Source organism: Blautia pseudococcoides (assembly GCF_001689125.2).
GTDB classification, from domain to species: domain Bacteria; phylum Bacillota; class Clostridia; order Lachnospirales; family Lachnospiraceae; genus Blautia; species Blautia pseudococcoides.
Genome location: NZ_CP015405.2, coordinates 18,754 through 36,273, shown reverse-complemented (window position 1 = coordinate 36,273; position 17,520 = coordinate 18,754). Strand labels below are relative to the sequence as shown.

Sequence of the window (17,520 nt, the reverse complement as noted above, 5' to 3'; positions counted from 1 at the left end):
TGATGTGATTTGCTGCGGTTTGGGCTGCCTGTTGTTTTTGCTGCTCTTTTTTCCTGTTCCTTTTCCCGCCCCTTTTTGTTATTCCCCAAATGGATGAATCTCACTCTTGTGCTTTTACATGTGAGGTAACTATGTTGTATTAATGTAATTATAATTGTTACAGTTTTGTTTGTCAATGTATTTTGGGAATAAATCGAGTAGGAGGCTAGTCATCAAGTGACTAGCCGACCTCTCAGTCGAGTAAGTAAGAGGACTTTCACCTCAAACTTCTCCCGGAACCGTACGTGAAAGTCTCCTTTCATACGGCTCTTATCATTCAACAATACGAATATAAATTGCTCCAGTGAGCAAACAGTTTTGGCTCTCGCTGTCTCACGGTGTAGAGCCATTTCTCTGCTCTACGTCGTCTACCTCGAAAGTTCTTGTACTTACACATAGCCCATTTCACAAGTCTTCTTTCAATACATTGTAACGTTCCCTTCATTGCCGATGGATTGAACTTACCAAAATAGTTCATCCAACCACGAATTAAGGGATTCAGCATTTCTGCTATGATGTCTATTTTGCACCCTGTCCTCTTATGAACTTCCATAGCCTTTATTTTTTCTCGAAAGCTTTTAGATGAAGAGTTGCTTACAGATGCAATAAAGTTATGTCTGATTTTTCCATCTTTACACATGATGTATACTGCTTTGAATGTATAACCAAGAAAATCGAACTCTGTAAGTTCTTCCTCCCTGGTTCTGTCCTTATCCTTACAATACACTATTCTTGTTTTAATAGGATGCAGTTCTAGCTTACATTCCTCAAGTCTATTTGCTAACTTTTCTTTTATGAAGATAGCTTCCTCTTTTGTACGGCAATGTATTAATCCATCATCCGCATATCTTTCAAATGGTGCTTGTGGGAAATTTCTTTCCATCCACATATCGAATACATAATGCAAAAACATGTTTGCTAAAACTGGACTTATTACTCCTCCTTGTGGTGTCCCAGACAATCTCTCAATTACATGCCCCTCTCTTGTTACAAACGGAATTTCTAGCCATCGTTTTATATAGAGACATATCCATTCTTCTTTTACATGCCTTGCTACAACCTTCATTAGAAGTTCATGATCGATGTTATCGAACAATCCTTTTACATCTAATTCAATGACATAATCATATCTCCAACATCGCTTTCTTGCTGTTGCTATTGCATCAATTGCAGACTTGTTTGGTCTGTACCCATATGAGTCATCGCAAAACATGGGCTCTACCACAGGTTCTACATACATTCTTGCAGCCATCTGTGCAATTCTATCTGTAATAGTTGGTATGCCCAATCTCCTGGTTCCACCAGTTTTCTTTGGTATTTCTACCGCTAATACCGGAGATGGAAAATAACTTCCTGAACTCATTCGATTCCATATCTTATATAGATTATTATTCAGTTTCTTTTCAAACTGTTCAAAATCTATACCATCAATTCCCGCACTTCCTTTGTTTGCTTTTACTCTCTTATAAGCTTCAATAACCACTTTCTTTGGTATTTCGTATTGTTTGCTCTCGCTCATCAAATCCTCCTAGTTTCCTAGTTGTTTTCAGTATCAAGCAGAATGATGTTACCCCTTTGCTCCATTGTCATTACAACAACTTCAACACTACTACGAGTAACTCCGCCCCTGTAGAATACGTCTCTACTTTCGACCTTATCTTTCTGTGACTTGAATCTTTTCGATTTTCATTATTCTACAGGTTCCCATGTTTCACACAGAAGCCTGATACATGCTCATGCCATCTTAATGCCGTTCCACGGATGGTCAGCTTTACAGGTTTCCTCCATCCTCATCCTTACTCAGTGGTGAAAAGTAAGTTTTGCAGAAATCTTACGCTTTCGACACTTCTTCAATGGTTCATTTTCATTCATCTTCATGTATCATATCTGATTGTTTGTACAACCTTTTCTCTAATCGCTCACTACCATGACCTGAATCACAGCAGCATTAGAGTGATTTGACAGGCTTGCCTGTTCAATTCCTGTCGAAGGACCTACCTTCATCTTCTGTATGCCTTGCATGGCACACCACCACCTGGCATACCGTTCGGTACCAAGACGGTTCCTTCGTTTTCACAAACTATCAGATAATAGTCAAGCATGGGTGTATATCCCAGCTTGGCTATTATTTTATTTGAGAGTATTGGGTTTAGAACTTTCGCCATTCTCCAATATCCTTTTCTACTATTAGCCAGTTCCTTTGCTTTCCAATGCTCTAATTTTAAGCCTCTAAGCATTCGGTATTTTGTCTTGATTTTCTTCCATTGTTTCCAGTAGACCGCTCTGATTCTCCGCCTTGCCCACTCATCTATCCTTGGGGACTCTCACCCGTTAATAACGTGCGCCGCCAGGCGCACAATAAACAGAGCACCCATCATCTCTGACGGGTGCTCTGTAAAACGTTCTGGCTGTCAATTTCGTTTTGGCAACGACAGAAAGCACGCTCTGCGTACTTTCTATGTCAAGAATTAAATAAGGCAGTCTTTCTTTTCGAGAATTGCTTCTGCGGCTGCACATGCCGGGCAGTCACAGTATTTTGCTCCGGCTGCCTTGATCTCCTTTGCGTGTGCTGCAACATTCTTCGCAGTATCAGCTCCGAAAACCTGTGCACCGGCATCAGACTCTGCAAAAGCGATCAAACCGTCAACGGGCATAATATCTGCTTCCAGCTCAGCTATGTATTTTTTAGTTTCTTCTGCCTCATTTTCCGTCCCAACCGCATCCAGCCAAGCCTGAGCTGCTGTTTTTGCCTCACTGCTGCATGATGCCGCATTCATTAAATCATGCGTTTTCCCAACTACAAAATCTAATACTTCTTTTTCCATAATTGACATACCTTCTTTCTTTTGGAATATCTATATTTTACCATAAAAGGGATGCAATTAGAAGATATGGTTGATATTTAATTTTTATTTTATACTCTGCCGATCGGGCACAAAATAGAAAGCTGCTCTTTGAGAGAAGATTAAGCTTTGCGTTTCAAAAAATATTGCACCATCGACACAGCATCTATCTTTTCTTTCTTTTCTATTTCAAAGAAATCAAAGAGAATTTCTTCAAATTCCTCAATGGACATGTCGAATTTATCAGGCCTGCCCATAGATGTCTCAACCAAATTCATAAAGTGATGCATTTTTCCTGCATTATCAGGAATATCCAGAACAAATTTACTATAAGGCTTCAGTATCCTATGGATTTCAATAAGAACTTCCCTGACAAATGCTTTTTCATAATATTCCAGAACACCTATACAGGCCCCTATATCGAAATAATTGTCCTCAAAAGGTGTTTCATGTATGCTTCCGCAGTGCAGCTTACCTACACGGAGTCTTTTCTTTTCGGAAAACTCCCTGAGAAGCTTTATTGTTTCGGTACTTATGTCAACCCCGTAATAGGTGGATGGCCATTGATCATACCCATTAAACATTAGATTCAGACAACACCCTAAATCAACGAATTTTGCGTTTACTGCTGGTGACAGAAATGCTTTGATTTCTATACGCCCGCTGTCTGAATCTAAACCGTTTTCTCTTGCTGTTTGAAAATTAATATAATCCGGATCCTTCTTTAGATATTCCGGTAAATTATTGTATGAGTTGATACCGTTTCTTCCTAATTCAATTGCTCTGTCATAGGACTGCGCTATTGCTTTTAAATGACTGTTTATGTTTTTCATCTCCTTCGGCAGCTGTTGATCCTGGAGCCAGAAGGGCTTACTTCGGTGTCTCGTTTATATATTGTATCATATTTTATACACTGTTGCCACACAAAATCTGTACGAGGTTGACAAAACGTAGACACTGCCTACCGCCCAACGGCTATTCTCTAAAATTACCAGTAGTCTATTATCGCCTCCAATATTAAACTTAATAGCCATGAGCAAAACTCCACACATCCAGTGTTTATGCGACTTTGCGAGGCATGGCAAACCTCTTTATCACTCCAAATTTATAGAAACAATCAGCTCACTAATATCCTTGCATGGGATAAAGCGTGCAGAAAGATTTCCCACTCTTTTTGTATTTCATACCAGCCTGCCTGCATGGAACAACGGCTATATTCCATGCAGGGTTTTACTTGGTAAGCGGACTGTATACGGCTATTAAACTCTACCCATAACGGATTGTTAATATATTCTGCGACTTGCTCCAAAGATGGAGATATCACTTTAATATAGCGCAGCCCAATTCATCATATAAACCTCTTCATTCTCATATCCCTTGGGATTTTCCACGCTGAAGGCATCCTTGAATTCCTTTTAGGAACTTCTGTCAACTTATACATACTCCTTAAAGTCAACTGTCACTTTGTTTACTCTGGCATCTTCCGCTGCAAGTGCCATGAGATGGCTTTCCACTGACATGGAAGCATCTGTTTTTCCCGGCTTTCCTTCACCGATCATTTTCACAAAATCACGCATCATACTCATGTCACTTCCACTGTGTCCTTTTGCAGAAGTATGAAGCTGAATCACTTCTAATGAGTTACTCACAAAATCAATAAGCTCTATAGTACCAGCCTCCATATCACCACTTAGTTCACCTTTCGTCCCCATCAACCGGATTCGCCTTGCACATCGATTAGTGAAAGCTGTCATTAAAAAGGAAGCCGTCACTTCGTTTTCAAACTCAATTTCCACAGACTGGTGGTCCACCACTGTATTGTCGCAGTGAAAGACACATCTTCCGTAAGGGCCTCTGCGCAGTGCCCTGAGAATAGAATCTGTATCTGTCATATCTGTCACTGCATAGATCAACCCGTCTTCTTCCGCCTTTGGATGTTCCAGATAAAATTTAGGGGCATAAAATGGACAGTCATCCCTGTGGTCACACCCATCCATACAATATCCGGGGGCTTCTGACGGAGCATTTTGTTCTTTGAAGTAAGTCAAACCGCCGCAGGAACTGATTGTTTTACAATGACTGCCGGAAAGCCACAGAAGAATATCCATATCATGACAGCATTTCTGCAAGATCATAGGACTAGATTCTTTTGCATTCCTCCAGTTTCCCCTAACAAAGCTATGGGCTTGGTGCCAATACCCCACCTCTTCGATATGCTGTATACTCATTAATTGCCCGATTCTCCCTTCCTCAAGCAGCGACTTCACACTTGTAAAAAACGGTGAATAACGCAACACATGACATACGGAAAGGATACGGTTATATTTGCGGGAAAATTCCCCCATCTTTAAAATTTCATCTTTTTCCGGAGACATAGGTTTCTCGCACAATACATGATACCCCTTTTCCATTGCTCTGATAACCGGTTCAGCGTGCATCCTATCCTGTGTACAGATCATGGCACAGTCCGCCATACGTTCCCTGCTCAACAGTTCCTCATAACTTTTAAACTGCATATCTTTCGGAATATTGTGCCTGAAGGCGAATGCTTCCCGCCGGATCTGGTCAGGTTCAGCCACTGCCACTACTTTTAGTTCATTCGGATGTTCCAACGCATATCGGGAATAGACATACCCGCCCCGTAATCCCGCGCCAATCAGCACACTCGTTACCTGTTTCATGCTTTGATTTCCTCCTTCTTTTCAAACTCTGAAAAAATACTGCCACGCATAATACGCTTCAATTACAACCGGAACAGGAATTCCCGCATATTTTAACGCAGCACCGGAATACACTGCATGGTCCCCGCTCATCCCCCCTCATAGTAGACAAGCGTTCTGCCCATGTGGTAGTCAATTTTCACACACCATTGTATAAATGCAGCAGAAAACCAGTGCCAGTTATCCTCATCTGATAAGTCGTATTTTTGTTTATTATGACATAAGTTTCATATGGTCACGACTCTGCCATTATATCGAAGTATACATAACCATTGCTGATTACTGTAATGGTTGCTGTTTTTGTTTCTGCATCGTATACAATCTCAGGAGTCGTGTAGTTACCTTCCAAGCCTGATACATTACTTATTGTCGGCTCATTTTCCAGATTAGTCAATGTAATCGTGGTCGTTCTTCGTTCCTGATCCTGGGTATTATTAATATAATTAGTATACACCCATGAAAGAGCGTCTTTTTTACTCATCTCAGGCAGCACCGCCGCTTCAGAAGCGTTCTGTGCACCTTCCCACAGTTCATCTTTATTTGTCCGGTAATTGTTTAATCTGACAGTTATACCGTCTGTTTCCTCTTTTAAGATTAGATATGTATGAGGTTCCAGCACCGCAGAAACATTCCATTCTCCACCAGTTACACCCGGTACAGAGAGACTCATATTTTCTGCGATCTGATCCACATCCTCATTATACTTGTAATTATATACATACCAAGTATCTTCTAATTTCTGCGCAAAAATATCTCCGTCATACATGTCCTCATAAAGACTATTAAAGTATATCTGTCTCTTCTCTGTGTTTTGGATCCTTTCATCCCCCTGTTCCACGATTTCGATCTCTGTCCCCCTAAATTTTTCTTCGAGGACAGACGAGGAGATCGAAGAAGGAACTGCTGGAATATTCCCATATCTTCCCGTGATATAAGTTGGAGACTGTGTCATTTCCGTGTTCAGGCCTACAAAAAAGTTTCCGTTCCCCATGGAAGACAGATTACCATGTATTATAGTCTTTGTGGAGCTCAACATTTCATCTTTAGTCGGGGCGGGATTCTCAACTGCATATCTGAAAAATTCCTGTATTACATTCGTGTATAGTGGAGATTGTTCATTTTTTACGCCATAGGTATACGCTGGATGCTCAAAGTTATATACACATCCTCCATTGAGGTAGATCATCATAGCCTCGATTCCTAATAGTGCTTCAGGTTCAGACAGCCACTGGCGGTTCCCCTGTGTTTTTCCTATATTATCACTCTCAAACAGTTTCCATTTCCCTGTCTCATACCATTTCCATGTATCCATAAGTCCACCCCACTGATAGACATAGTCAGCAAGCCATAGACCTGTCATATAACTGCTTGTCGGTGCATCATTCCCCTCTGCGGCAGGTGTATTTTTGTACATGAATATAAAATAATCACTGTATTTTTCCACCGCCTCTTTAAAAGCAGTCTGTCCCTGTGTGCCCATAGCTTTTTCAATGGATGCTCCATTATTTTGTTCTGACCAGATAAAATATCCGCCATGCTTCGCAGAAATAGTAAGATACTCTGCAGCCATATTTTCAATTCCACTTGCCCACACCCAATAATTCTCTGTACAGAAAATCCCCTGCAGACAACTATATTGTTCATACATCTCTTCGATCCATGCCGTTGTAAGCCAATGCGCAGCCGTATAGTAATATTGATTTCCCGCTGTATACACAGTAAGTACTAGTGGAATCGGTTCATTTTCCCCAGTCTTTGGATTTACATAATTTTGTGCCTCCTCAAGATAATGTTCGTAGAAATCTGCTGCGCTTCCATTTTGTTTTGGCAGATCATCCGGGTGCAGTTCTATCACTGTGTAAGGTTTTAGATCGTCTGGTACTTCTTCCCATTTGCCTGTCAGTGTATCATCGCCCCAGAAAGTATATTGCCGCTCAGCCTGCGCATATTTTTCTCCATTGGCATATAGCGGAATCATCATCAGCGGAACTTGATTTGATATTTCACGACGTTTTTCCCCGGGTTCCCACGCATCGGGATCTATAAACGGTCCCTCTGCCACAACCTTGGCATCTGCATATACAATTTCATCTGCCCAGGTTTGTTCTCCGGCATAACATCTTAAATGCAGCATAGATGCATTTTCAGGGACTTCAACATCTACGCGGATCGCAGGGGTCGTATACAGAATTCCTTCAGGATAGTCTTCCTGAGACGAGTATAGAACCGTATCATCCGCTAAAATCTCTATTTTCTCCACAACAGCATGTCCCGCCGCTTGGTAGTTTGCGCTTCGGTCAATCCCTATGTAGGCTTTAAGTTCAGAAACTCCGGCCCCATTGATATTATAAGTGATATCTGAAGGATATGCTGCTACAGTTCCTAAGCCTTTTTCAAATGTTCGGATATTTCCATTTTGCATTAGCAGCCGGATAGGTGTATCTTCTCCATTATTTCCCGGTGTAAACGGATGGTTTTTCTGTACTTGCTTGCTCGTGTCAGAATCTCCGTGGGTAGCTGACGTCCAATTCAAATTCGACAGATAATAATAGGAAGTCCAATCATCCGGTCTTGGAAATGTACCTGACGCAATAAAACTTGCATCAGCATATACAATTTCATCTCCCCAAGTCTGTTCTCCGGCATAGCTTCTCAATTCGATTTTCTCTGCATCTTGTGCGATATCAATATCTATGAGTATAGCGGGAGTATTATAGTCAATGCCGTTGGGATATATATCTTCTGTGCTGAAAACAATCTCCTCATCCGCAATCACTTCAATCTTCTCCACCTGCGCATGACCGGGCAGCGTATTATTTGACGTTCTGTCAAGACCTGCGTAGCAAGTAAATCTACTTACTTCTGCACCTGTAATGTTATATATAATACTGGAAGGAGACGCGGCAACTGTTCCTAATCCTTTATCGAACACTTCTGTGGTCCCATCTTCCATCAGGAGGCTGATCTTTGTATCCTCCCCATTGTTTCCCGGAGTAAACGGATGATCTTTCTGGACAGTCTTATCATTGTCTGCGTCTCCATGTGTAGCAGAATACCATTCCAAATCTGATAAATAATATTTTCTTTCAGTGCTCTCTTCTGCCTGCACATGTTTTACAGATAAAGGGATAATACTCAAGATTATAACCATACAAAATAAAATCCCAAATGAATATTTCAATTTACCGATCATTTTGCACCTCCAATTACATAATTATATCAATTCTTTTAAGCAGATTTTCAATACAGTATCCTTTTCATCAGGCAGAGGATATGTAAAAACTGGATCTTCACCAAACGATACAAATGCCACATCCGGATAAAGAGCTGTATTCCACGCCTCCCCGCGATTCACCTCACTACCATCAGCCAAATATGTCACTTCAGCCAATTGTTCAGGTGGGATTCCATATAGCGGCAGTGCTCCCAGAGGCGTCTCATATACATGTGCATAAATCACATTTTCTTTCTGGGTATATCTGCCCCATTCTGGTTTTTGCAGTTTCGAGATTCCACATCCATAAATGCTCTCTTTATTTTTCTGCATCCATTTTCCTACTTTCTCAAGAATATCGACACTCTCCGTCGGAATATTCCCCTTTGCATCCGGACCTACGTTGAGAATCATATTTCCGCCTTTACTCACACATTCTACCAGTTTTCGCACCAACATCTGCGGGCTTTTGTACTGATGATCAAAATTACAGTATCCCCAATGATTATTCATTGTGGCGCAAAGTTCCCAGGGGATCGGCTCTCCCTTTTCGTCACATACTCCTTCAGGTGGGATGATTTGTTCCGGGCTTGCAAAATCGCCGCTGTAGATCAATGGATGCTCCTTTGCGATACTGCCATGGTTGTCTCCTGCACCTTCCAGACGGTTATCAATAATCACATCTGGTTGGAAGGTGCGAACCATTCGGATCAAATCAGATGCCCGCCACTTTTCTCCCGTCATATCATCATAGGAGAAATCGAACCAAAGCAAGTCTAGTCTCCCGTAATTGGTTACAAGCTCTCTGACTTGTCCGTGCATATAATCAAGATACCGGTCAAAGTCAATCTTCTCATCTTTGTATGCCTCGTTATTCCGCATGGGGTGCTGCTTGTCGCCATATTTGGGGAAATCAGGATGATGCCAGTCTATAATTGAAAAATAAAGGCCCACCTTCAGCCCTTCCTCCCGGCAGGCGTCCACAAACTCCCGGACAAGATCCCTTCCGGCTTTAGTGTTTGTCGCTTTGTAGTCGGTCAGTTTAGAATCAAACAGGCAAAAACCGTCATGATGCTTCGCTGTCAGCACTACATATTTCATTCCCGCATTCTTTGCCAGGCGCACCCATTTCTTCGGGTTATAGTCCACTGGGTCAAATTGGTCAAAATAGCCCCTGTATTCTTCCACTGTCATTTCCTTTTGGGACATCACCCATTCGCCGCACGCCGGGATCGAGTACAGCCCCCAATGGATAAACATGCCAAATCTGGCATCCATAAACCACTTTGTGCGTTTCTTAATTTCCTGATTCATATCACTTATCTCCTCCTATATCACTATCCTTTAACCGCGCCGCCTGACAATGCCTCTACAAAGAATTTGCTGAAGATACAGTACAAAAGTACCGGCGGAAGTATAATGACGACCATAGCTGAAAATAATCCGTTATAGTTTGTATTAAATGCTGTTGTAAATGTAGAGAGCAGCGAGGGAACAGTCAGCTTCTCACGAGTGATCAAAACCAGAGATGCCCAGTAATACTCATTCCAGTTATTTAAAAATGCAAGTACCGCCGCTGTCATAATCCCGGGGCGCGCGATCGGAAAAATCACCTTAACCCATGTCCGCACATATCCACAGCCATCAATTCTCGCCGCTTCCTCCAGATCCCGTGGAATATTGTCATAATAATTTTTGATGACAAAAAAACTAATGGCAATCCCACTGCAGGAATAGATCAAAATCAGCGCTCCCCTCGTATCGTAGAGACTCAGATTGTTGATCAGGTTATACACTGGATAGGTCAAAGCGGTAGCTGGAATAAACATAGTTGAATACAACAGTATGCTTACCAGAGTTTTACCCTTAAATTCCATTCTCGCAACCACATAGGCTGACATAGAGATCATAACTACGCTGATAATTACTGATACACCTGCCACAAACATACTGTTACCAAAGTACCTAAGCACATGGAGATCCCGAAATGTGGAGATATACCCATTCAGGTAGATTGATTCTGGAAGTTGGAATCCCGGTCTTGCCAGAGGATCTTCCTTTAAACTGGACAATATAAGCCATATCAGAGGGACTAAAGCCACAATCAGCGCCCACAAAAGGCAGATGTAAGTGAAGATCCGCGTTCCAACAGGCATACTTTTCGCACTTTTTATGTGTCTTTTTTTCTTCATACTGATCACCTACTTCTTTCTTCTTCACTCCACTATTAACGTTTCTTTTTTAAAGATACGCTGTATACCAGATTGATAACCAAAATAATCACCATACCTGCCAAAATCTGTATCACTGCCACTGAGTTTGCCCTGCCAAACTGAGTTCTCGGACTAGTGATTGCCAATTCACGGATAACATAGCTGACACTGTACGTTCCGGCAGCTCCTTTTGTCAGGAAGTATACCTCGTTGTAGAGCAGGAAACCAGAAGTTGCTGCCATAATGGATACCGTCCTAAGCGTCCCTTTAATCATCGGAATCGTGATATGCCAGTCCTGTCTAAGTCCGCTCGCGCCATCCAGCATTGCAGCCTCCCGCACTTCCTCAGGAACCGCCATAATATTGCCTAAGATCATCAATGTGGTCGTTCCTGTAAAGAAAATATAGGCGCAGGTCATAGCGATAAATGCCGGCCCCTTTAATAAAAGTACACTGTCATTAAAATCTGTTTTAAATAACCGGATAATAGGATTGATGATTCCGTAGGATGGATTATACAATTGTAAGAAAATTATCCCCATAGCAGCTGTAGAAATCATATTCGGGATAATATAAACATTGCGGACAAACTTGATCCCTTTCATTTTTCTGGAAAACGCCAGGGCTATCAGCATTGCCACAGGAACCTGCACTGCAGCTCCCAAAATTGCCCAGACTGTAGAATTTCTCAATGCCTCCCAGAAAAAGGGATATTTATTGAATATATAGTCATAATTATCCCACAGATGCTCGAAGCTAAAGAATTCCGGATTCGCAATATTCGTATAATCCCATTTACAGAAGGATGTAATAAACACTGTAATAATCGGATACAGATAAAACATACAAAATGCAAGCAGAGTAGGGGCAAGAAACGCAATGATAAATCCGGTTTTGCGCATCACAAGCTTATTCTTCCTTTTCCTTACGCGCGAGTTTGCCAATCATAACACCTCCATATATTAAAATTGGGAAGGGACTGCTCCCTTCCCTGAATCTCAACTTTATCTTATCCGATCAATGCAAACAGTTCTTTCTGAAGCTGCTCAAATCTTGCATCGATATCAGTTCCTGTTACTGCTGATTCCATCAGAGCATTGATAATTGCTTTGTCTACATCAGAGCCCCAAGTATAGCTCAAATCGATCACAGTTGTATCTGCGTCATTCACTTGTGAGCATGCTTCTGCCAGCTTGGAAACTATGGCATTATCACTCTTTTGGGCCAGCGCATTCAGATCCAATGTCGTATTGCACGGTTTTGCCTGTACTTCTGTAAATATCTTTTCCTGCACTTCCACGCTTGTCATATACTTAACGAATTCCAGAGCGAGCGCTGTCTTTTCTTCACTCATTCCATTAGCGACCGCAATACCGTCACCGGCGGATGCAATGGCTATGTTACCTGGAAACAACGTTGGTTCTATCACTTCTGCGTTTGCTTCAGCGATAGCGCCTGCGTTCCACACTCCATTAAACAGCACGCCCACTGTTCCGTTTGTATTGAAATCAGCCATCAGATTCCCATTGTCATCTGTCGTGTGATCAGATCCATTTGCCTGATCCAATTTTGCCGCTGTTTTAAACGCCTCTGCAAACTCGCTGGAATTAATGGTATCCTCAGTCAATTCTGATTCTATCATTTCTTTACCTTTCTCAGTAGATCCCATGATTGCATTCACAATCTGACGGGATCCCTGGCCTGCAATATAACCGTATATACCGTTACCCAGCGTATTGATCTTGTCCATCGCGTCCCCAAAAGAGGTCCAGTCAGCAAATATTTTATCCGTAGATACGCCTGCCTTTTCCAATACTGCGGAATTGTACCAGAGTCCACGGCTCTCAATCTGATCATGGACAGAGTAAATATGGCCGTTCTGGTCATTCTGTGTATAGTTCAGTCCAACTGCATCTGCAAGATTATTCTCATCGATATAAGGTTTCAGGTCATACACAAGATTCTGTGCCACAGCCGATGTCAGCGATCCTCTGGCACCGCCAAAGTCCACCATATCCGGGAAAGAGCCGCCAGATACCTGTGCGCTGACAATCTCGTCACGATTCTCCACCGCTATTGCTTTGAATGTCACATTCCCGTCCCCATGCTCTTCTGCAAACTGATCATATATATCTCTCATAACCTGAGCAGCCGCCCACTCGCTCTCATCCTGATAATACCCGTGATAAAATTCCAGAGTGTTATCTTCATCCTTGGCAACGGAACTTCCTTCTTTACTTGAATCTGAACCACCTCTACAGCCAGCCAATACAGTCACACACATTGCCGCAATCAATAATATACTTACGACTTTTCTTTTCATACTTTCCTCCTTTTTGTGCGTTTTTACTTTTTGCAAAATCATTTTACCTCTATTTTTATATATTTTGAATGACTTGAATTGACCCAAATCTGAATAATATTGACTACTTTTTATAAAATATGGGATAATATTTACATACCTGCAATATTTTACATATATTAAACAAAAAAATAGAAGTATTGACGGATTGTCTATACATATTCGCCAATACTTCTGTCTTATACATTCACTTTTCTTCATTTTGAGCACCAATTAACTTCTCCACAAACTCCTGCTCAGACTGCTTTCCTGACAGGACATCCAGTATATTTCCGGTGAATATGGTTTTCTGCGATGCTGTCCATAGATTATCAGGAACATCAATCTTCCTGTCTGCGTTCATTACAAGTGACGCCGCCTGATACATTCTGGGCTTCTCATCTGCATAGTCTTCAAGTTCTATCTGAGGATTGACAGGGATCTGCTCAGTCTCTCTGACAATCCGTGTTTGTACCGGCTCACTCAGCATATATTTGAGAAAACGGATAGAAGCATCTTCTCTGTCTGCATTTCCGCTATTTCCCAGTACATAACCCAGACAAGCAGACTCACAGGAAATGGAGGTCCCAGACACACTAGGCAGTAATGCATATCCTGCGTTAATATTATCAGAGATCATAGGCGCGCCCCATACACCATTGACGTAGATAGCCACTTTTCCCTCGTTGAATAAACTGGTCTCATCCAGGTAAGTGTACCCTTCGCTTTCAGAAGTGGAGAACTGATATATCTGCCTTAACTGATTCACCACATATTCCAGGTTTTCCTTCCCTGCTGTAATTTTATGTCCCCTGATACCGCTTGACGTATTGTCACCAAGATCAGCCAGGATATGATCCATGAAATATAAATATCCCTCCCCGGATGGCTGCAAAGGTAGTATATCCAGTCCCTGCTTCTCTGTCCAGAATCTTAGCGTTTCACACATAGTCCAAAATTCTTCCCATGTTTCAGGAATTTTTTGAATCTCGGCCTGCTGAAAAATTTCTTCATTATACCAATACCCCCCGCTAAGTGACAATACATCTGTCACTGTAAACAAGTGATTTTCGTCTGTTGTCCAGTATTCCAGATTTGCATCAGATATACTATTTGCAAATTCCGTATCTTTCTCTAAATATGGCATTAAATCCAAAGCCATGTCATTATCCACCATAAAACCATACGTCTGATTCTGTCCCATACCACTAAAGATGATAATATCCGGGGTATCTCCCACCATGATCATATCCTCTACTTTCCACAGCATCTCCTTCCTGGTGGGCATAGAGATAAGTTGGAGCCTGATATCTGAATTTTCTTTTTCAAACCCTTCATAAATATCACGCATAGCAACGTGATCTGCCTCCATCCCCCCCCACGCGTGGATCACTGTGATTGTCACCGGCTCCTCTTCCACACCTTTGCAGCCAGACAACATACTAGATAAAAGAAAAATACAAACAAAACCGATTTTATTGTATTTCCCCATGATTACCACCCTTTCTAAATTCTTTGGGCGAGACCCCTATCTTCTTCTTAAACATCTTGGAAAAATATCCTGAATCTTCGATTCCCACTGCTTCTGATATCTCATAAGTCTTCATATCCGTAAAGAGCAAATATTCCTTTGCAGCCTCAATTCTCCGGTCCAGTATTGCATCAAAGAGGTTCTTTCCTGTTTTATTTTTATAAAGTCTGCTCAAGTAGCTTCCATTCGCATGTAGTGCTTCGGCAATTTCCTCCAGAGAAAGTTTGGTTTGGAAGTTCTGCTCAATATACCGTTCCATTTGAAGATAAAGAGTTCCAGGCTCTTTCTTTTCCCCCTGATCTTTTTGTGTGTCTTCACTGCGGCATTTTTCTAGTTCTTTGGCAGCCTTTTCCACTGCTCTGGGCAATTCTTCGATAATTGAAATTTTCAGCACATAATCACAGGCATTGTACTTAATTGCAGCCCTGGCATACTCAAATTCAGAATACGCTGTCAAAAGAATCACCTGTGTCCCTGGACAAGTTTCATAAACAAATCTACACACTTCCACACCATCCATCCCCGGCATCTGTATATCTGAGATTACAATGTCTGGATGCCCCTCTCTGATTTGATCTATAAGGGCCTGTCCATCGCAGACTACGGCTTCCAATACACAGTTCATTTTCCTCCAGTCAATCAACTTCTGAAGCGCTTCCCGAATATATCCCTCATCATCAGCTGCTATGACTTTCCACATCATATCCCCCCCTCTCTGACGGAATCACAATTTCCACCTTTGTTCCTCTTCCTATTCCTCCGCTAATCCTGAACTCATGGAAGCTTCCATACAATATCGTAAGCATCCGTTTTGTATTCTCCAAACCAGTGTGGGTATGCTCAATTTTTCCATCCAGGAGTTCTTTTTCCCCACCATTCTCCACCATTTTTTCCGCGTCAAACCCTACCCCATCATCTTCCACACATATGTGAAGCATCATGGAGCCATCATATATTCCTGGCTCTTCATAAAGAATGATCTTGATTATACCATTCCCACGCTTTGGCTCCAATCCGTGGGAGACAGCATTTTCAACAAGCGGCTCGATCAGCAGGCGTGGGATCAGATTCTGATTGATACGATCATCCTGCACTTTGATTTCATAACAAATCTTATCCTGATATCTACTTTTCTGTAAGTATAAGTAGAACCTCACAATTTCCAATTCTTCAGATACTTTAATCTTAATCTCCTTCTCCCGGAAAATTTTCCCCTGCATCAGCTTTGAAAATGCCGTCAGTCCTTCATATACTTCTTCATTGCCCGCCATTTTCGCCTTTAAGCTAAGCATAGACAGGATATTAAACTGAAAATGAGGGTTGGTCTGGGCCTGCAGATATTTTACCTGGGACTGGGTGGCCAAAAGTTGTTTTTCATATACCTGCATGATCAAATATTTAATCCTTTCAGCCATCTCGTTGAACACGACTCCAATGTCATGATACTCCTGGATCGTAGAATCTTCCATACGATCATCGAAATCCTGCTTTCCAAAAGCCTGTATTTTTTCAATCATTCTAGTTACCGGACGTGTAAAACGGTAACTCAATCCGAACGCAACAAGTACAGTGACAATCAGCACTATGATCAGCCCCACAACAAATATCAAAACTGTGGATTTCAAGACAGAAAAAATATTTTCCTCGCCCACACAGATCACAGTCCGTATATCGAACCCGCACATCTTAGCACAGCCAATGACATTATGTTCCTTCAACAATCGTTTGCCTCTCCAAACCCTCTCTAATTGGGTCAGCTGTTCTATCTCGCTCCACCTCCCCTGAAAGGCAATGATCCGATCATCTCCAAATAGTACCATCCATGTACAATCACTGTAGGCTATACCTTCTCCCAACAGTACATTGACAGCTTCCCTGCTGATCTTAGCAATGCATATTCCTTTTTCCTCCATGTGATCATCGTAAATACGAAACAACAAATTAATGCTTTTATCATCCGACACACACGCATACCTGTCCTGACTTTGCTGAAACTGCCTCTGCATGCTTAGGTATTGCGTCTCCTCTTTCTTCTCTGCTGCCAACGTAGAGGCATAGTAGTGCTCATAAATACAATCTCCCGCATTATTGAACAGATACACGCTTGTCACAAAAGGTATTTTTTTGTTGATCATGTTACGGTCAGAAAACAATTCCATACTGTATGATAGCTGGGGCTCTGTCACAGTTCTGTCATAATCAGCTCCAGATTTTCCTGTATCAAAAAAATCATTCAGCATCATATTGTGACGGATCGACACAGCCCCATCTTCAATAAACTGCATATGGGATTGAAACTGTTGACTGGTACTATTTAACACATATTCAATATCTTCCTGAGTATTTTCGATAAAAAAGGAAAAAAAGACATATAAAACCGCCGCACACGCGGAAATCAGTGTGCAGGCGGAAACAAGCATCATAAGCATTGTAAGTTCCTTTTTCAGTGTTCTTTTCTTTGACAATCCCTGCTATTTCCCCCGTATTCTTCTGTTCCTGATCCTTTCTCAAATCAGCTGTCTTTAGAAAATTATACATACAGAATTTGAAAATAGCAAGTAGGCAGTTCATTTCAAATACAATGTATGAGACTGTATAAGACTATCATCTGTAAGCCAA

At 41.7% G+C, this 17,520-nt stretch carries 13 protein-coding genes; all 13 read right to left on the bottom strand.

The features are described 5' to 3' along the window. Positions 1 to 316 precede the first annotated feature (316 nt). On the bottom strand, positions 317 to 1,558 hold the full coding sequence (gene ltrA / locus A4V09_RS00125; protein WP_065540556.1) for a group II intron reverse transcriptase/maturase: 1,242 nt from the start codon (positions 1,556 to 1,558) through the stop codon (positions 317 to 319). Between the two features lie 949 nt (positions 1,559 to 2,507). After that, on the bottom strand, positions 2,508 to 2,864 hold the full coding sequence (locus tag A4V09_RS00115; RefSeq protein ID WP_065540554.1) for a molecular chaperone Hsp90: 357 nt from the start codon (positions 2,862 to 2,864) through the stop codon (positions 2,508 to 2,510). Positions 2,865 to 3,004: 140 nt separating this feature from the next. Further along, entirely contained in the window at positions 3,005 to 3,715 is a 711-nt protein-coding gene (locus A4V09_RS00110) for a class I SAM-dependent methyltransferase (protein WP_065540553.1), read from the bottom strand. 284 nt (positions 3,716 to 3,999) lie between these two features. Then, the gene (locus A4V09_RS00105; RefSeq protein WP_330396479.1) at positions 4,000 to 4,206 is read right to left on the bottom strand and encodes a DUF3788 family protein; all 207 of its coding nucleotides are present in this window, start codon (positions 4,204 to 4,206) and stop codon (positions 4,000 to 4,002) included. 109 nt (positions 4,207 to 4,315) lie between these two features. Continuing rightward, the gene (locus A4V09_RS00100; protein WP_065540552.1) at positions 4,316 to 5,563 is read right to left on the bottom strand and encodes a Gfo/Idh/MocA family protein; all 1,248 of its coding nucleotides are present in this window, start codon (positions 5,561 to 5,563) and stop codon (positions 4,316 to 4,318) included. Positions 5,564 to 5,837: 274 nt separating this feature from the next. Beyond that, complete coding sequence (locus A4V09_RS00095) at positions 5,838 to 8,795, bottom strand: glycoside hydrolase family 98 domain-containing protein (RefSeq protein ID WP_065540551.1); 2,958 nt, start codon at positions 8,793 to 8,795, stop codon at positions 5,838 to 5,840. 21 nt (positions 8,796 to 8,816) lie between these two features. Continuing rightward, positions 8,817 to 10,130 (bottom strand): alpha-L-fucosidase, encoded by a 1,314-nt coding sequence (locus A4V09_RS00090; protein WP_065540550.1) that lies wholly within the window; start codon positions 10,128 to 10,130, stop codon positions 8,817 to 8,819. Between the two features lie 23 nt (positions 10,131 to 10,153). Beyond that, positions 10,154 to 11,008: a carbohydrate ABC transporter permease gene (locus A4V09_RS00085; protein ID WP_065540549.1), complete on the bottom strand. Its 855-nt coding sequence runs from the start codon at positions 11,006 to 11,008 to the stop codon at positions 10,154 to 10,156. Positions 11,009 to 11,043: 35 nt separating this feature from the next. Beyond that, a complete protein-coding gene (locus tag A4V09_RS00080) occupies positions 11,044 to 11,931 on the bottom strand; it encodes a carbohydrate ABC transporter permease (RefSeq protein WP_065544560.1) in 888 nt (295 codons plus the stop codon). Between the two features lie 107 nt (positions 11,932 to 12,038). Next, positions 12,039 to 13,352 carry an ABC transporter substrate-binding protein gene (locus tag A4V09_RS00075; RefSeq protein WP_065540548.1) on the bottom strand — a complete coding sequence of 438 codons (1,314 nt, stop codon included), beginning with the start codon at positions 13,350 to 13,352 and terminating at the stop codon, positions 12,039 to 12,041. Between the two features lie 226 nt (positions 13,353 to 13,578). Next, entirely contained in the window at positions 13,579 to 14,862 is a 1,284-nt protein-coding gene (locus A4V09_RS00070; RefSeq protein WP_065540547.1) for an ABC transporter substrate-binding protein, read from the bottom strand. Beyond that, entirely contained in the window at positions 14,846 to 15,601 is a 756-nt protein-coding gene (locus A4V09_RS00065) for a response regulator transcription factor (protein ID WP_065540546.1), read from the bottom strand. Before A4V09_RS00065 ends, A4V09_RS00070 begins: the two co-directional genes overlap by 17 nt. Next, positions 15,579 to 17,366 carry a sensor histidine kinase gene (locus A4V09_RS00060; protein WP_242963906.1) on the bottom strand — a complete coding sequence of 596 codons (1,788 nt, stop codon included), beginning with the start codon at positions 17,364 to 17,366 and terminating at the stop codon, positions 15,579 to 15,581. Before A4V09_RS00060 ends, A4V09_RS00065 begins: the two co-directional genes overlap by 23 nt. Between the last annotated feature and the right edge of the window lie 154 nt (positions 17,367 to 17,520).